This is a genomic window from Pseudidiomarina aestuarii (assembly GCF_048263735.1).
Taxonomy (GTDB): Bacteria; Pseudomonadota; Gammaproteobacteria; order Enterobacterales; family Alteromonadaceae; genus Pseudidiomarina; species Pseudidiomarina aestuarii_B.
On sequence record NZ_JBLXDX010000001.1, the window covers coordinates 112704 to 127526 of the forward strand.

The 14823-nt window shown below is 49.5% G+C and carries 14 protein-coding genes; all 14 read right to left on the bottom strand.

Annotated features, from left to right (window positions below; all coding sequences use genetic code 11):
- Nucleotides 1-68: 68 nt before the first annotated feature.
- Nucleotides 69-2549, bottom strand: coding sequence for a S9 family peptidase (locus ACN0S4_RS00515; RefSeq protein ID WP_417655800.1), 2481 nt, complete (start codon nt 2547-2549; stop codon nt 69-71).
- A gap of 104 nt (nt 2550-2653) precedes the next feature.
- The gene (gene maiA, locus ACN0S4_RS00520; protein WP_417655801.1) at nt 2654-3295 is read right to left on the bottom strand and encodes a maleylacetoacetate isomerase; all 642 of its coding nucleotides are present in this window, start codon (nt 3293-3295) and stop codon (nt 2654-2656) included.
- A 20-nt stretch (nt 3296-3315) separates the two neighbouring features.
- Nucleotides 3316-4338, bottom strand: coding sequence for a fumarylacetoacetate hydrolase family protein (locus ACN0S4_RS00525; protein WP_417655802.1), 1023 nt, complete (start codon nt 4336-4338; stop codon nt 3316-3318).
- Between the two features lie 8 nt (nt 4339-4346).
- The gene (locus tag ACN0S4_RS00530; protein ID WP_417655803.1) at nt 4347-5492 is read right to left on the bottom strand and encodes a homogentisate 1,2-dioxygenase; all 1146 of its coding nucleotides are present in this window, start codon (nt 5490-5492) and stop codon (nt 4347-4349) included.
- The gene (hppD, locus tag ACN0S4_RS00535; RefSeq protein WP_417655804.1) at nt 5485-6561 is read right to left on the bottom strand and encodes a 4-hydroxyphenylpyruvate dioxygenase; all 1077 of its coding nucleotides are present in this window, start codon (nt 6559-6561) and stop codon (nt 5485-5487) included. The genes ACN0S4_RS00530 and hppD overlap by 8 nt, the downstream gene beginning before the upstream one ends.
- A gap of 267 nt (nt 6562-6828) precedes the next feature.
- Nucleotides 6829-8394, bottom strand: coding sequence for a transcriptional regulator TyrR (tyrR, locus tag ACN0S4_RS00540; protein WP_417655805.1), 1566 nt, complete (start codon nt 8392-8394; stop codon nt 6829-6831).
- 113 nt (nt 8395-8507) lie between these two features.
- On the bottom strand, nt 8508-8852 hold the full coding sequence (locus ACN0S4_RS00545; RefSeq protein WP_417655806.1) for a 4a-hydroxytetrahydrobiopterin dehydratase: 345 nt from the start codon (nt 8850-8852) through the stop codon (nt 8508-8510).
- 40 nt (nt 8853-8892) lie between these two features.
- Nucleotides 8893-9699, bottom strand: coding sequence for a phenylalanine 4-monooxygenase (gene phhA / locus ACN0S4_RS00550; RefSeq protein WP_417655807.1), 807 nt, complete (start codon nt 9697-9699; stop codon nt 8893-8895).
- A gap of 6 nt (nt 9700-9705) precedes the next feature.
- A complete protein-coding gene (gene megL / locus ACN0S4_RS00555; RefSeq protein WP_417655808.1) occupies nt 9706-10944 on the bottom strand; it encodes a methionine gamma-lyase in 1239 nt (412 codons plus the stop codon).
- A gap of 100 nt (nt 10945-11044) precedes the next feature.
- Nucleotides 11045-12055 (bottom strand): TIGR01620 family protein, encoded by a 1011-nt coding sequence (locus ACN0S4_RS00560; protein ID WP_417655809.1) that lies wholly within the window; start codon nt 12053-12055, stop codon nt 11045-11047.
- Complete coding sequence (locus tag ACN0S4_RS00565) at nt 12052-13422, bottom strand: YcjX family protein (protein WP_417655810.1); 1371 nt, start codon at nt 13420-13422, stop codon at nt 12052-12054. The genes ACN0S4_RS00560 and ACN0S4_RS00565 overlap by 4 nt, the downstream gene beginning before the upstream one ends.
- Before the next feature lie 11 nt (nt 13423-13433).
- Nucleotides 13434-13826, bottom strand: a complete 393-nt coding sequence (pspC, locus tag ACN0S4_RS00570) for an envelope stress response membrane protein PspC (protein WP_417655811.1) — start codon at nt 13824-13826, stop codon at nt 13434-13436.
- Nucleotides 13823-14056: an envelope stress response membrane protein PspB gene (gene pspB, locus ACN0S4_RS00575; protein ID WP_417655812.1), complete on the bottom strand. Its 234-nt coding sequence runs from the start codon at nt 14054-14056 to the stop codon at nt 13823-13825. The genes pspC and pspB overlap by 4 nt, the downstream gene beginning before the upstream one ends.
- 22 nt (nt 14057-14078) lie before the next feature.
- On the bottom strand, nt 14079-14756 hold the full coding sequence (pspA, locus tag ACN0S4_RS00580; RefSeq protein WP_417655813.1) for a phage shock protein PspA: 678 nt from the start codon (nt 14754-14756) through the stop codon (nt 14079-14081).
- Between the last annotated feature and the right edge of the window lie 67 nt (nt 14757-14823).

The window sequence follows — 14823 nt, forward strand, 5'->3', positions numbered from 1 at the left end:
CCTCTCGGGGCTTTTTTGTTGGTCTTAGGGTTTCATCTGTTCCCTGTTCACAGTTCCCTGTTCACCAATCACTTCAGGTTTTCTTCGAACAGCTTGTAGATTCGGCGATATTCGTCCAGCCAGCTCGATGGTTGACGGAAGCCATGTGGCTCGACCGGATAGATAGCCGTTTCAAAGTCCTCTTTCTCGTGTTCGATGAGGCGTTGAACCACACGCACGCTGTCTTGGAAGAAAACATTGTCATCCACCATCGGTGAATTAATCAGTAGCGCATCTTCCAGTCCTTCCGTAAAGTACAACGGTGAACTACGACGGTAGGCAATAGGATCATCATCGGGCAGATTCAAGATATTCGACGTGTAGCCGGTATTGTAATGTGCCCAATCTGATACTGGACGCAATGCAGCGCCCGCTTTGAATAGGCCCGGCTCTTTGAATAACGCCATGAAGGTCAGGAAGCCACCATAAGAACCACCGTAAGTACCTACTCGGTCAGTATCCACATTGGCATTCACACCCGCCCAATTCACCACATCAATCAAATCTTCCACTTCAGGAGTGCCCATTTGACGGTAAATGGCAGTACGCCAGTCACGTCCATAGCCTTTAGATCCTCGATAATCTAAATCTAGAACCACATAGCCTTGTTGCGTTAAGAAGGTGTGGAACATGAATTCACGTTGGTAATTTGACCAGCCGCTATGCGCGTTTTGCAGATAACCAGCACCATGAATAAAGACGACTGCTGGATATTTTTCTGCGCGATCCGCATCGTAGTCGTCCGGGTAGTAAACGCGTGTATAGATCGGATGGTCAACATGACTCGAATCAATCGGGACAATTTCCGGTGCTGACCACGGAAAACTCAAATAGGTGTCGGTAGCGGTGAACGTTAACCGTTCCGCAGTATCAGTGCCAATTGCTTGAACATAGAGCTCAGGCGGGTTCAGTGCATTGGAGTGGGTAATCAACAGCTGATCTTCTGCTGGGCTTAACTCATAATTATTAATGCCGCCCAATTCAGTCAGTTGTTCTAACTCGCCATCTGCCACAGCAACTCGATAAATCTCGTAGTTACCCGGATGTGGCTCGTTTGCACTGAAGTAGATGTGTTGCCCATCAGCGCTCAATTGCGGGTCTTCAGTTACATACTGACCCGACGTTAACTGTCGTGCCTCGCCATCTAACGTCTTGGCGTATAAATGCGCATAACCATCTTCCTCAGACTGATACCAAATGGTGTCTTGAGTACCGGTTACGAAACCGAATTCGTTATGGGTATAGTTAATCCAAGCTTCATCGTGAAGACGGTGTTGATTCACCAATTGCTTACCGGCGAAATCCAACGAGGCGATCCAGCGATCTTTGTTATCCCAAGCTTCGAGCATGACAACTGCTTCGGTACCCTCAGAATTCCAACGAACCGCACCGCTCTGCCAACCCCAATCTTGCATTAAGGTAATCGCACGTGGCTTCTTCTCACTCGTGTAAGTTTTACCTTGGGCTTCATGATTTTCTCGTTTAACGTCTGCCAATACATCTTCATCCCAACCAGGCAACGTATTGTAGGTCAACGTGGTCTGCTCGCCCGACTCCAGGTCCAACATCATCAATTGGTGTTCAACAGGCTTCGCATCAGCCACTCGGCGACGAACATTTTCCGCTTTAACGCGGCCGTCTTCGCCAATGTAATTCGGCATGATGTCACCATCATCGCGCCATGAATTTGGCGCTGAAACCGCGACAATCAATTTGTCACCGGCAGGCGATAAGCTGGCAGCAACAATTTGTTTATTGGTTCCGAGATAAAACGGTTGCGGTGCGAGTGATTCATTCGCCGCCCGAAGTTCTTCTTGCTGGTTGAACCGATCCGCGCGAATTTTGCGTTCATTTTGCACAAACTCAATCAATTCAAGTTGTTCGCGCGCAATGAAATCTTTCGGTTCTTCATTGGCCTTAGGGGCATCGCGCGTCTCGAGACTCGCTAACTGCTCCGTTAAACCTGACGCGGTATCTACTGCAAAGAAGTCATTCCCCTGCCGATACGCAACCCGACCATCGGTCATAAATAGAAGCTGGGATTGTCTCGCCTCATCACGCGTTAGTTGACGAATCTGTCCGGTCGCCATCTCCCGCACGAAGATATTTCCTTCAAAGGTATACGCCAACAATGAACGGTCCACGTTATAAACACCGTCGTTGTGCGCATAACGATGCAAACGATCCAGTGGTATGGTGTGTGCTTCAGAAGGATTTTCTAATGCCAAATGATACCAATCATTGAGTTCACTGTTCTCGCGCTGTTGCTGATAGATCACGCCGCTGCCATCTGCCATCCAATAAGCGTTGCTGGGCGAACGAGCAACCCACTCCTGATCGGCCATGATTTGATTGAGCGTGAGCACGCTATCAGCCGTTGCTTGCGAATTAGCAGCCGTTTGCACAACCGCAGGACGCTCAGTCGTTTCGTTTTGTGCGTACGATTGGGTGCTTGCACACGAGGCTGTCAACAAGGCCGCGGCTATCGCCACCGCTAACTTGGTTTTCATAGTTGATCCTTCCTTTCTGATGAGGCTTTTTAATTAGTCTTCACGCATTAAAGCAAAACGCCCGACAACATGCGAGCCGGGCGTTTCGTGTTTGCGAGAGATAATCAGGCTTCTGCGTCAGACTGCAGGTTCGGGTGCGCAGCCTCAACCCATGGTAATTCGAGTAACCGTTTACCAATTCGGGTCAAATAGGGATACGCGCTCACATCGATGCCAAATCGCTCGGCACTATAGAGCTGTGGCACTAAGCAGACATCCGCCAAGGAAAACTCGTCACCGACACAAAACTCACCACTGGTTTCATGCAAACTCTGCTCGAAAGCCGAGAACGACTGTTGGAACCAATGGTCGAGCCACGCTTTTTTCTGTGCATCGGTGACACTGAGTTCTTGACTCAAATATTGCTGCACCCGCAGGTTGATCAGTGGTTGCAACTCAGCTGCTAGATCCAATGCAAGTGCGCGAATCGCAGCACGCTTCGCTGCTTTACCCGGCAATAATGCAGGACCCGGATATTTCTCTTCGAGATATTCCATAATCGCTAACGATTGATGAATTACCACCGGGCCATCGACTAACGTAGGGACCAGTCCATTGGGGTTGAGTTGTCGATAGGCGGTCTTATGTTGCTGACCGCCCTCTTTCAACAAGTGAACTGGAATGTAGTTGTAATCAAGACGCTTAAAATTTAAAGCGATGCGCGCGCGGTAACTGGCGCTTGAACGCCAGTAGCCATACAGTTCCATGTCTCGCTCCGTCGGATCGTTTAATCAGGGTTTTGGTACTGAATCACCGTTTGGTCAATCGCTCCAAAGATGCTGTTCGCGTTCGCGTCCAACATTTCAATGCGGATGGTATCGCCAAACTGCATAAAACCAGTACTCGGTTTACCGTCACGAATGGTTTCGATCATTCGGACTTCAGCAATACAACTATAGCCTACTCCGCCCTCTTTGATCGCACTTCCGTGCTCGGTCCCTTGTTTATTCGATACAGTTCCAGAACCAATTATTGCCCCAGCGCTGAGATGACGGGTTTTCGCTGCATGCGCAACCAACTGTCCAAAATCAAACGTCATATCTTGTCCAGCGTTGGGTTTACCGAAAGCTTCACCGTTGTAGTGGCTTAATAACGGTAAATGAACTTTGTTATCGCGCCATGCGGTACCAAGCTCGTCGGGTGTCACGGCAACCGGCGAAAACGCCGATGATGGCTTGGATTGGAAAAAGCCGAAGCCTTTACCCAATTCGTTGGGAATCAAACCGCGCAACGACACATCATTCACCAGCATCAACAACCGAATGTAGTTGCCCGCTTGGCTTGCCGATACGCCCATGGGGACATCGTCAGTAATCACTGCGATCTCACCTTCAAAATCGATACCCCAACTGGTATCCGCCATTTCGATCGGGTCTTTCGGTCCCAGAAAGTCATCAGACCCACCCTGGTACATCAACGGATCCGTCCAAAAGCTCTCCGGCATTTCAGCATTCCGAGCCTTGCGCACGAGTTCAACGTGATTCACATAGGCACTGCCGTCGGCCCATTGATAGGCACGCGGCAAAGGTGATTCACACAGCGACTCATCAAACGGTTGCGCATCACCCAGTTCACCGGCATTTAATGCGGCGTAAACCGTTTCTAGCTGAGGAGCAATACCGTCCCAATCATCCAAGACTTCCTGCAAAGTTGCAGCCAACGCTGGCACCGCAATTGCGTGCTGAAGATCACGGCTCACTAGCATGAGTTGGCCGTCACGAGAACCATCACGGTAAGTTGCGAATTTCATAAATCTCCTTATTTATCGGATTCGGTTTTCGGCTTCCAGCTGTATACATAGTCGGGATTTTCGACCGAGGCACAAACGTCCCCCATCTGTAAGGCATCCCGACAATCCAGCATCACCGCTACTTCATCGGTAAACTTCTTCTTGTATTCACGTCCAGCTTGGAACGCTTTTGGATGAGGTCCATGGGTGAAGCCTGCCGGATGGAAGGTCACCATACCCTTGTCGATATTATCGCGGCTGAAGAAATCACCTTCGTGGTAGAACAACACTTCATCATAGTCATCGTTGTTGTGGTAGAACGGCACTCGCAGTGCGCCGGGATCGGATTCGATCGGCCGCGGCACAAACGTACACACCACAAAACGCTCAGCTACAAAAGTGGTATGCGCTGACGGCGGTAGATGATAGCGATGACTCATTAACGGTCTGAAATCGCGCCAGTTCACCCGCACAGGCGCTAAGTCGCCATGCCAACCCACTGCATCGAGTGGATTGTACGGATAGGTGATCACCGATACTTTGCCATGTCGTTTGACTTGAACTTGCCATTCATTCTCGTCGTACTGAGCTTTGAATGCATCATCAATATCAGGGACTTCAAGACAGGCAGGATCGAAGATCGCATGGTTACCGACCAAACCTTTCTCAGGCAATTGATAGCTACCATTGGTGGCTTCAATCATCACCAGTTGCATCGGCTCAATAGGCTCTAAGCGCCATGAAGTGGAACGTGGAATGCTGAAGTAATCGCCTTTCTCAAGCGTTATGTGACCGTAGTCACAGAACAACTCACCGCGGCCCTCATGCACGAACAATAACTCGTCACCATCGGCATTACGCACCAGAAACGGCATGTTCTGCTGGCAATGCCAGATCCGGAACTTACAGTGGGCATTGTGCAATAACATGGGCACTTGCCACGGCGAATCGGTCGATACATTATCCAACTTGTTAAAGTCAAAGTTACGTGGCCGCAAATCACCCGTCCACTCACTCCAACCCGTTGGCGCATGACGATGATGGAAATGCGTCGCTGGGCCAAAGAAACCGCTACGCCCAACTTCACGTTCATAGATCGCCTGCTCCGGCAAATCAGCGTGCGCCTGCTTCGAGGTCACGCCAACTTGTTTCGGAAAACTGATCCATTTACGCATCGCTTAACACTCCACGACGAATTTGATCTTCTTCAATCGACTCAAATAAAGCCTTGAAGTTACCCTCACCAAAGCCTTCGTTGCCTTTGCGTTGGATAATTTCAAAGAATACTGGGCCAATCACTGTTTTAGTAAAGATTTGCAGTAAGATGCCGTCTTTCATTGGCGCGCCGTCAATCAGAATCTGTAGGTCACGCAGGTCCTCAAGACTCTCCTCATGCCCTTCAACACGCTCATCAACTTTCGCGTAATAGGTATCAGGGGTCGGCATAAAGTTCATACCGATGCTGCGGAGGTCACGCACCGTCTGATAAATATTATCTGAGGTCAGGGCAATATGCTGAATACCTTCGCCTTTGTATTCGCGCAGATATTCTTCAATTTGCGACTTGTCATCATGTGATTCGTTAATTGGGATACGAATTTTGCCGCAAGGTGCAGTCATTGCGCGGCTCAATAAGCCAGTTAACTTACCTTCAATATCGAAGTACCGAATTTCGCGGAAGTTACCAATGCGCTCATAAAAACCAGCCCATGTATCCATGTTGCCACGGAATACGTTATGGGTCAGGTGGTCAACCTCATAGAGGCCTGCCGCATGATCTTTCATCTTCGCTTCCCAATCTGGATAGAAGTCAAAGTCTTGCTTATACACTTCTAGGCCCTGGTAGTTGTCGACAAACGCCAATACGCTCTCACCAATACCATAGACTGCTGGGAAATCAGCTTCGCCAGCCGCCACGTCGCGTTGGAAAGGTTTCGCACCATTTTCAACAGCGTGAGCGAAGGCGTGCTGAGCATCCTTCACGCGCCATGCCATACCACAGACACTTGGACCGTGATCTTTTGCAAACGCTTCTGCCTGACCACCTGGTTCAGCGTTAATGACAAAGTGAATATCGTTTTGCTTAAACAACCAAGCTTCTTTGCGTTTGTGTTTCGCAACTTCAGTAAAACCAAGCTTGTCGAACAAATCTTTCAATGCAGCGATGCCCTCGGCATTCGGAGCTGTGTACTCAACGAATTCGAAACCATCAGTTTGGAGTGGATTATAGTTTTTGTCAGTCATGATTGTAGCTCCCTTGCAAACAACGGCCGCGGAAGTGGGCCAATAAACGATTATGTAGTGCTACCATTAAGCGTTACATCACGGAAATTGACCAGTTTTAGGCGTAAAAAGACTAAGGTGGAGTGTTCATTCGTTTTGTAAATATATCATTACAGCTGTTCATTTAATGCCTGTTATCGCAAACTCTTGTCAACTTTTGCTGCCAGCTGCCCATTTTGAGCTGTTGGCTGTATCGTTTCCGCTACAACTGATCACTAAGGGTCTTTATTAGGCGTCGGTAGGCTTACGTTTGCGCTGTTTTCCAATGCCGTAATCGCGCAATTTATTCGCCACCGCAGTGTGCGACAACCCCAGCTTCCGAGCCAGTAATCGTGTACTTGGATAACTCGGGTAGAGCCGCCGTAACACTGCACTCTCAAACTTTTTAACGGCCTCATCCAGCGTATCTGCATCCAAGTCGAGATCAACATTCTCGGGTAGTGCGCTCGGTTGTGGTAGTTGTAATTGCTCAGCGCCTAAAGTGTCGCCCTCGAGCATAGATATGGCACGAAACAACACATTCTCGAGTTGACGAACATTCCCCGGCCAGTGGAAGTCCTGCAGTCGTTCCCGTGCGGGTCGAGTTAATGCCACCAAGCTCCGACCAAGCTGCTGACACGCTTGCACCGTAAAGTGATCAACCAGCACTTGGATATCACTGCGACGTTCACGCAACGGTGGAACGTTCAGTGTCAGCACGTTCAGGCGGTAGAACAAATCTTCGCGGAAGGTTCCAGCATTGACCCGATCAGCAAGCTCACCTTGGGTTGAGCAAATAATGCGAACATCCACCCGCACCTCTTGCTCCTCACCAATACGGCGAAAGCGACCATCTTGAATAAAACGCAATAACTTGGCTTGCAGGCCATTCGACATCTCGCTGACGGCATCCAACAACACGGTACCGCCGTGGGCTTGTTCAAAGATACCCTTCTTCGCTTCGGTGTATGGCCCGACACTACCTTTACCATGACCAAATAACTCACTCTCTGCGACATTGTCTGGCAGTGCTACACAATTGATGGCTAAGAATGGCTGTTGCGCGCGCCGACTGGCTTGATGACAAGCGCGCGCCAGTAACTCTTTACCGACTCCAGTTTCCCCTTGAATCAGCAGTGGCACATTGAGTTCAGCCATCCGGGCGGCTTCTCGTAGTACCCGTTTCATGCTGGCATGGTCACCAATGAGTTGACTGAACGCCTCTTCGTTACCACCGCGCTGCCACGCACCTGAAAGCGGCTGTGGTTTGCAGGTAATCACGGCGCCAGCGAAATTGTTCTTGCCGTTGTCATCATGGATCCAAATCGGTAATACATCAGCAAAATATTTAGCACCGCCAATAATGACCTGCTGCACAGTTGCTTCGCGGGGTTGCTTATCGAGCCAACGTTGAATTGAAAAACCGGTCAGATAGTGACTAATCTGTTGACCAGACAACCGCTGCCCTTGCTCATTTAACAGCAGCTCTGCAGCGTCATTCGCAATGTCGATGACCCCACGCGTATCCACCGACAACACCGGGTCTGGTAATTTGGAGAGGAGCAGACTGTATTCGAAGTGTTCGCGCTCAGATGGCATAAAGGCCACGGTTTTGACATCTTTGACGTTGGGTATGCGTCTAATTTCTGGCATGAGATGTTGGAAGTCTTCAAATTCCAATTCAGGGAAATTGAGGAAAATCTTTCCTTTAGGATCGACTTCGATACCGCGCAAATCAATTTCATGGTCACGCAATATTTCGAGCACGTCCTGCGCGATGCCAAGGCGGTCATCACAAGTTATCTCTAAACGCATAGTTCACCGTAGGCCTGTGAATCGTTAACTGTAAACATTAGTATACACAACAACGCCCAATGCGATCACTCGCATTGGGCGTTTATTTTCTACTAGGGACCGCAAACAGTTGTTTAGCTGTCAGCTAACACCGCGTCAGTACGGGCCGCCATAATGAAATCATTTTTGTGTAAACCATGAATCGCATGGGTCCACCAGGTGACGGTTACCTTGCCCCACTCTGTGGTGAGTGTTGGATGATGAAACTCAGCTTCAGCAATCTCACCAACGCGATTGGTGAAGGCTAGCGCAAGTTTAAAGTTTTTAAACTTAAACTCACGTTCCAGTTGCATCACGCCATCTCGAACTACCGGAGTCCAATCAGGGATCTCACGCATTAAACTGGCTAGTTCTTCATCTGTAACCTGCGGTGCATCTGCATTACAGGCTTCACACTTCTGTTGTTGTAACTCTGACATCTCGTTTCCTTCTCTACTTCAAGTTCTGTGCGTTATGACATTATTGATTGGCAGCAAGCTTCTCTTTCGGCGGGAACTTAGGCTCAAATAACCCTAATTCCATCGCCTCATGCACCAATGCCATGATATCAAGGTCCGCTATTTCAAATAATTGGTCGGTCGATTCAATGGTGTAATACAGCGGCTGCATAATATCGATACGATACGGCGTGCGCAACGCGTCCAGCGGCTTCAGCGGCAGACGCTCTGGTTTGTCACTGTAGAGCGAGTAATCCGTTTCACCAGGCGACGACAAGATACCACCGCCATAAATGCGCAGGCCTTCAGCCGTTTTCAACAAACCAAATTCTACTGTGAACCAATAGAGTCGTGCCAAATAGACGCGCTCTTTCGGCGTGGCGTTGAGACCTAATTTACCGTATTGATGGGTAAAATGAGCAAAAGCTGGATTAGTCAGCAGTGGACAATGTCCGAAAATTTCGTGGAAAATGTCTGGCTCTTGCAAGTAGTCAAATTCTTCACGTGTACGGATAAATGTGGCCACTGGAAACTCTTTGTTCGCCAAGAGTCGGAAGAATTCATCAAACGGAATCAACGCCGGCACCTGAGCAACCTGCCAACCGGTGGTTTCTTGCAACACAGCGTTGACTTCGTGCAATTGCGGCACACGATCACGTGGTAAATCCAGTAACTCAAGGCCGTGCATATATTCATCACAAGCCTTGCCCGGAATATGTTTCAGCTGTCGGTCAACTAAATCGCGCCATACTGCATTATCTTCATCTGACCAATGGATGATTCCATTTTCATCAGGTTGACGTGACACGTACTTACTTTGTTTACCCATACCCAATCACCCGTATATTGCTTGAGGTTGTGTGTGTTTATGTTGGCTCGCAATCGTTGCAAAGGCTTGTTCCAAATCGGCAATAATGTCACCGACGGCCTCTAAGCCCACTGAAATCCGTATCAGCGTATCCGTGATACCCGCTGCGGCTCGCGCTTCAGGGGTATACGGCGAATGTGTCATCGACGCCGGATGCTGAATCAGCGTCTCTGCATCACCTAAGCTTACCGCTATGGTAATCAGCTCAAGTTCATCCAACAGCTGCCGTGCGCTGTCGATATCGCCATGCAACTCAAATGCAATCACAGCGCCAGCGCCATGCATCTGAGTTCCCATTAAACGTTGCGCCGGATGTGTCGGGAAGCCCGGATAATACACTTCACGAACGAGTGGTTGCTGCTGCAGATACTCCGCAACTTCTGCGGCATTACGACAATGGCGTTCCATTCGTACATCCAGCGTTTTCAGACCGCGCAGAATCAACCACGCATCATGTGGACTCATCGTCGCACCCATGTCTTTCAACGTAGTCAGCTTAATCAATTCGATATCCTCTGCGGAACCGCAAACAATACCCGCGACCACATCACCATGGCCGTTTAAATATTTAGTCGCGCTATGCAAAACCAGATCAGCACCTTGCTGAATCGGTTGTTGCAATAGAGGCGTCATAAAGGTGTTGTCGACAATGACCCGCGCATCAAACTCGTGCGCTATGGCACTGACCATTGCAATATCGACCACGCGCAAATGCGGATTCACCGGCGATTCTAAAAAGACGACCTGCGTTTCTGGACGCATGGCTGAGCGCACTTGGTCCGGCGTACTCATGTCGACAAAAGTGACGTCGATACCAAACCGAGTAAACAGGTGCGAAAATAAAGCGAAACTACAACCATAGATAGCATCTGAAATCACCACATGATCGCCCTGCTGTAAAAATGCGAGCATCGATGCGGAAACCGCACCCATGCCGGTGGCGCAAGCAGCTGCTGCTGGGTAGCCCTCTAAAGCAGCAACGCGATGCTCTAATTCCGTAACGGTAGGATTGCCAAGCCGAGAGTAGATATACCCTGCTTCTTCACCAGCGAAGCGCGCCGAACCTTGCGCAGTATTTTCGAACGCAAAAGTGGCGGTTTGATAGAGAGGCGACACCAGCGCACCGTGCTCATCACGTTTCTTACCACCGTGAATAGTCACCGTTGCGGGTTGCCAACGCTTGTTATTATTATCGTTTGAGCGCATAGCAGCAGAATATCCTTGTTATCATCTGCTATCAGAGTGCATCTGCTCTCGTTTGAACGCAACTATCTCCAGTAGGTCAGCTGCACACAAAGGTGTAACGTTATTTTTCCACCTGTGAGGAAGCGACCGAAACGGGCTGCTTCGCTGCCACTGCAGAACGCCAAAATTGCGGAACTTGATGCATTAGTCTTTGCATCATGTGTTTGCGGATAACGCTCAATCGCGGCGCTTGAGTGTATTGAAATATCAGTGGTCGGCATAACTGTTGAGCCTGCAGCCCAAGTCGCGCTGTCAGCAGACCTGCAGCAACGCCTTGGCCAGCGCGTGCGGATAGCTTGCTCGCAACACTGGCATCGAGCCATGAGGTTGATAAATCGATGGCCACTTCCGTCACGCCAATACCTACGATGTTCACGAATAACTGGCGCCACAGCCGCATACGACTCCAATACCCCATTTCCAAGCCGTAGCATTTCGCAATAGCTGTGACCATACGTTGATTCCGCCACAACATGGCTCCCGCATCGACCAAGGCAATAGGACTGACAGCGACCAACAATGCACTCTGCAGGGCATGATCGGAAATAATACGTTCCGCCTGCTGATCAACCTTATGCAGCACCTGCTGCTCAAACAGTTGTAACTGCTCTTCCTGCTGTAATCCTTGTCGATCAAATTGCGCCCAATGAGCATACAAGTCTGGGTGTCCTAATTGTGGCAATAGTTGCTCTGGACGGAATGACTCTGGTCGCTGCTGATTAGCGTCGCGTTGCTGCCAACGTTTGCGCAATTTGCGCAGTAACCACCATTCACGCACCAACCAACCACCTGCTATGATTACCACAATACTGAGAGCCAGAGACCATAGAGCACCCAGCAGCCATGACTCACGCCAGCTCGCCAGAATAAATAGCACGGCTTCAACTACCAATAACAGACCAATCACACCCTTCCCTAGCACTAGCCACCCACGCCAACGACGCTGGCGCGGCTGTTCGACGAACCGCGACGGTAACGTATCGGTCAACTCCACTGCGGGCGACGGCTCCGGTGCGACAAAATCATCGGCCTCGTAATACTGAACTTGCGGGCGTTTCGAGGATTCCGTCATGCTAAATCTCCCAATAAAAACTCAAGCAGTTGATCAATGCGCAGATGTGGTACTGGCCCCGGTTCATTCGCATGTGGTGGGTCCAACTTTGGTAAAGCAATGGGGGCATCCAATTCGGTGCCAATGGCTGGTAGATAATCAACATGAAACGCGCGTTGCGTTCCATCAATAGAACCCCGCAGGACTTCACGACCATCAGCTAGATGTCCGTATTCTGTGGCTTTCACTGCCGCCACCACTTGTTGTAATTGGTGTACTGCAGAGTCAACTTCGGCAACCGCTGAACCGACGAGCGCTTGTAACCATTCCAATACGGTTCGTTGTTGTGACAATGTCAGCGAGTCGGCCTTGGTTGCGACAAAGGCAACGCGTTCAATACGCGGACGCCACAATCGCTGCCACCAACTATTACGGCCATAGTGAAACACCGGCAGTAACGCGTGCAAGGCCAATTGCAAATCAGCAAAAGCAACCGGTCCTCGTTGCATCGCGCCAAGAATATCCACCAACACAATTTGCCGATTAAACCGACAAAAGTAATCCCGATAAAAGGGTGTGACGACTTCCGTTTTGTAGCGCTCAAACCGCTGTTCTAAAGCTTGTGTAATGGTGCTGGAATCGTCATTAAAGCGGCCTGCCCACGGGAAAAAGTCGAGAATTGGCGCCCCCTCAAGAGAACCTGGCAACAACATCCGTCCGGGCTGCGACCAAAATACGCCAACGTCATACCGCAGGCGCTTCAGTAAATCACGATAACCAGCACTGGCAGCGCGCAAAACCGCGTCCAGATCCGTTGTGGTTGCGTGGTCGGTAAGACTCGCCGTCGTTTTCAGCCAAGCTTTTGCGGTAGGCTCTCGACTAGGTTCGTTCAGCAATTTTAGTTGTGCTGCGGACCAGTCCTTGAACGTCATGTCGAGTAGCGGCAGGTCCAACAGCCACTCGCCCGGATAATCGAATAAGTCGATAACGAGCTTCTGTGTTGGCCACGCCGCTTGTTTCCAGCCACCGTCGCGAGCGATGGTCAATTCCAATCGCAATTCGCTTAATCCGGTCGTACTTTCCGGCCACTTCGGTGGGTCGGTGCGCAACGCGTGCAGTGCCCCCTCATAATCAAAGCGAGCAATGGACCAATCGGGCTGTGCCGCGAACTTAACATCCACGATGCGTCGCTGCGCAGCAAGTGACCACCGTGGCAACCGTTGCGGGTAGGCAGCAGAGTGACTCAGTTGATCGATCAAACTGGTGATTAACGCCGTTTTACCGGCACCGCTGAGACCCGTTACACCGAGCCGTATATGACGATCAAGGCCGCGATCGAGGAGATCGCGGCCTTGTTGTTGGAGCTTTTTTAATCGTGTTAGCTGCATCAGTGAATCAGTTATAACCGATTCAGTTCACGATCTAGCTTGTAAGCATTGGAGGTCACGTACGTTTCCATACTTTGCAAACGTGATTCCAAGTCATTGTAGTCTCCGCTGATTTCGCGGAATGCACCATGCGGTGGCGCACCGGCTTGCCAAACTTTCGTTTTCAGTTCGACCGGTTCATGCCCATCAGTATTGGCGCTCTTTGGCTTTTCATCCAAAATAAACCAAGCTGCAATATATAAAATGAGCGTAAACCCTTGGCCGAAAATAAACGAGGTAACCACGACGATTCGGACTAACCAAACTTCCCAGCCGAAGTAGTTGGCAATACCTGCACAAATCCCCGCAATTTTGCCATTCTTTTTGTCACGTAATAGTTCACGTTTTGCTGTTGGGGTACTCATATCCGTTCCCTCCATTTTGGCGACTCAGCATCAAGAATCGCTTCTAAAGTGTGGATTCTTTCGCGCATCCGCTCGCCTTGACGCGCCAACTCTTGCAACTGGGCCACCTCGTCCTGATTTAACCCTTGATTGATTTTACGCTGTGCCCGGTAATGCATGATGATCCATATCGGCGCCACGAATATCATAAAGATAATCAGTGGAATAGTTACCATTTCAAACACGTTCATGAGTCGGTCCTTTTCGTTCTAATTAGTCGCTTTTCTTACCGCTATCTTTTTTCATGCGGGCCCGTAAAGCTTCCAGTTCATCATTAATTTTATCTGCGCTTTCCAATTCAGCAAACTCATCGCGCAAAGTTTTCTTGCCCAGGTCATAAGAGTCTACTTGCGATTCGATATCATCAATTTTAGCTTCATAGCGCTCAAACTTGTGCATCGCATCATCAATTTTGCTGCTATCAATACGCTTCTTCACTTCAAGGCGCGTGCTTGCAGAGCGTTGACGCATAATAATACTCTTCTGGCGCGCTTTCGCATCGGCTAGCTTCTCTTGCAATTGCCCAACTTCATCACCCAGGCGCTGTAAGTGCTCATCGATGCGCGCAATATCCGCATTTAAACTACCTTGTTGGTCTGTCGCTTTTTGCTTCTCAACCAACGCTAACCGAGCCAGATCATCACGATCTTTACTCAATGCGAGTTCAGCTTTCGCTTCCCATTCTGCAACTTCTTGTGCGAGTCGACCGGCTTGACGCTCAGTGTCTTTTTTCTCGGCAATCAAGCGCGCTGATGTAGAGCGAACTTCAACGAGTGTGTCTTCCATTTCTTGGATGATCAGGCGAACCATTTTTTCCGGATCTTCAGCCTTATCCAATAATGCATTGATGTTGGAATTCACGATATCTGTAAAACGTGTAAAGATACCCATAATTATCATCCTCAAAAATTTTAAAAAGTGGTTTTGGTCACTGTCACGGTTTAATATGCAGAACCCA

What these genes read in the sequence shown, in the direction of transcription:
- pspB (WP_417655812.1), bottom strand. Translation starts at nt 14,056, where the DNA reads ATGAACGTGTTTGAAATGGTAACTATTCCACTGATTATCTTTATGATA.
- ACN0S4_RS00565 (WP_417655810.1), bottom strand. Translation starts at nt 13,422, where the DNA reads ATGCAGCTAACACGATTAAAAAAGCTCCAACAACAAGGCCGCGATCTC.
- ACN0S4_RS00515 (WP_417655800.1), bottom strand. Translation starts at nt 2,549, where the DNA reads ATGAAAACCAAGTTAGCGGTGGCGATAGCCGCGGCCTTGTTGACAGCC.
- phhA (WP_417655807.1), bottom strand. Translation starts at nt 9,699, where the DNA reads ATGGGTAAACAAAGTAAGTACGTGTCACGTCAACCTGATGAAAATGGA.
- ACN0S4_RS00525 (WP_417655802.1), bottom strand. Translation starts at nt 4,338, where the DNA reads ATGAAATTCGCAACTTACCGTGATGGTTCTCGTGACGGCCAACTCATG.
- pspC (WP_417655811.1), bottom strand. Translation starts at nt 13,826, where the DNA reads ATGAGTACCCCAACAGCAAAACGTGAACTATTACGTGACAAAAAGAAT.
- megL (WP_417655808.1), bottom strand. Translation starts at nt 10,944, where the DNA reads ATGCGCTCAAACGATAATAATAACAAGCGTTGGCAACCCGCAACGGTG.
- pspA (WP_417655813.1), bottom strand. Translation starts at nt 14,756, where the DNA reads ATGGGTATCTTTACACGTTTTACAGATATCGTGAATTCCAACATCAAT.
- maiA (WP_417655801.1), bottom strand. Translation starts at nt 3,295, where the DNA reads ATGGAACTGTATGGCTACTGGCGTTCAAGCGCCAGTTACCGCGCGCGC.
- tyrR (WP_417655805.1), bottom strand. Translation starts at nt 8,394, where the DNA reads ATGCGTTTAGAGATAACTTGTGATGACCGCCTTGGCATCGCGCAGGAC.
- ACN0S4_RS00530 (WP_417655803.1), bottom strand. Translation starts at nt 5,492, where the DNA reads ATGCGTAAATGGATCAGTTTTCCGAAACAAGTTGGCGTGACCTCGAAG.
- ACN0S4_RS00545 (WP_417655806.1), bottom strand. Translation starts at nt 8,852, where the DNA reads ATGTCAGAGTTACAACAACAGAAGTGTGAAGCCTGTAATGCAGATGCA.
- ACN0S4_RS00560 (WP_417655809.1), bottom strand. Translation starts at nt 12,055, where the DNA reads ATGACGGAATCCTCGAAACGCCCGCAAGTTCAGTATTACGAGGCCGAT.
- hppD (WP_417655804.1), bottom strand. Translation starts at nt 6,561, where the DNA reads ATGACTGACAAAAACTATAATCCACTCCAAACTGATGGTTTCGAATTC.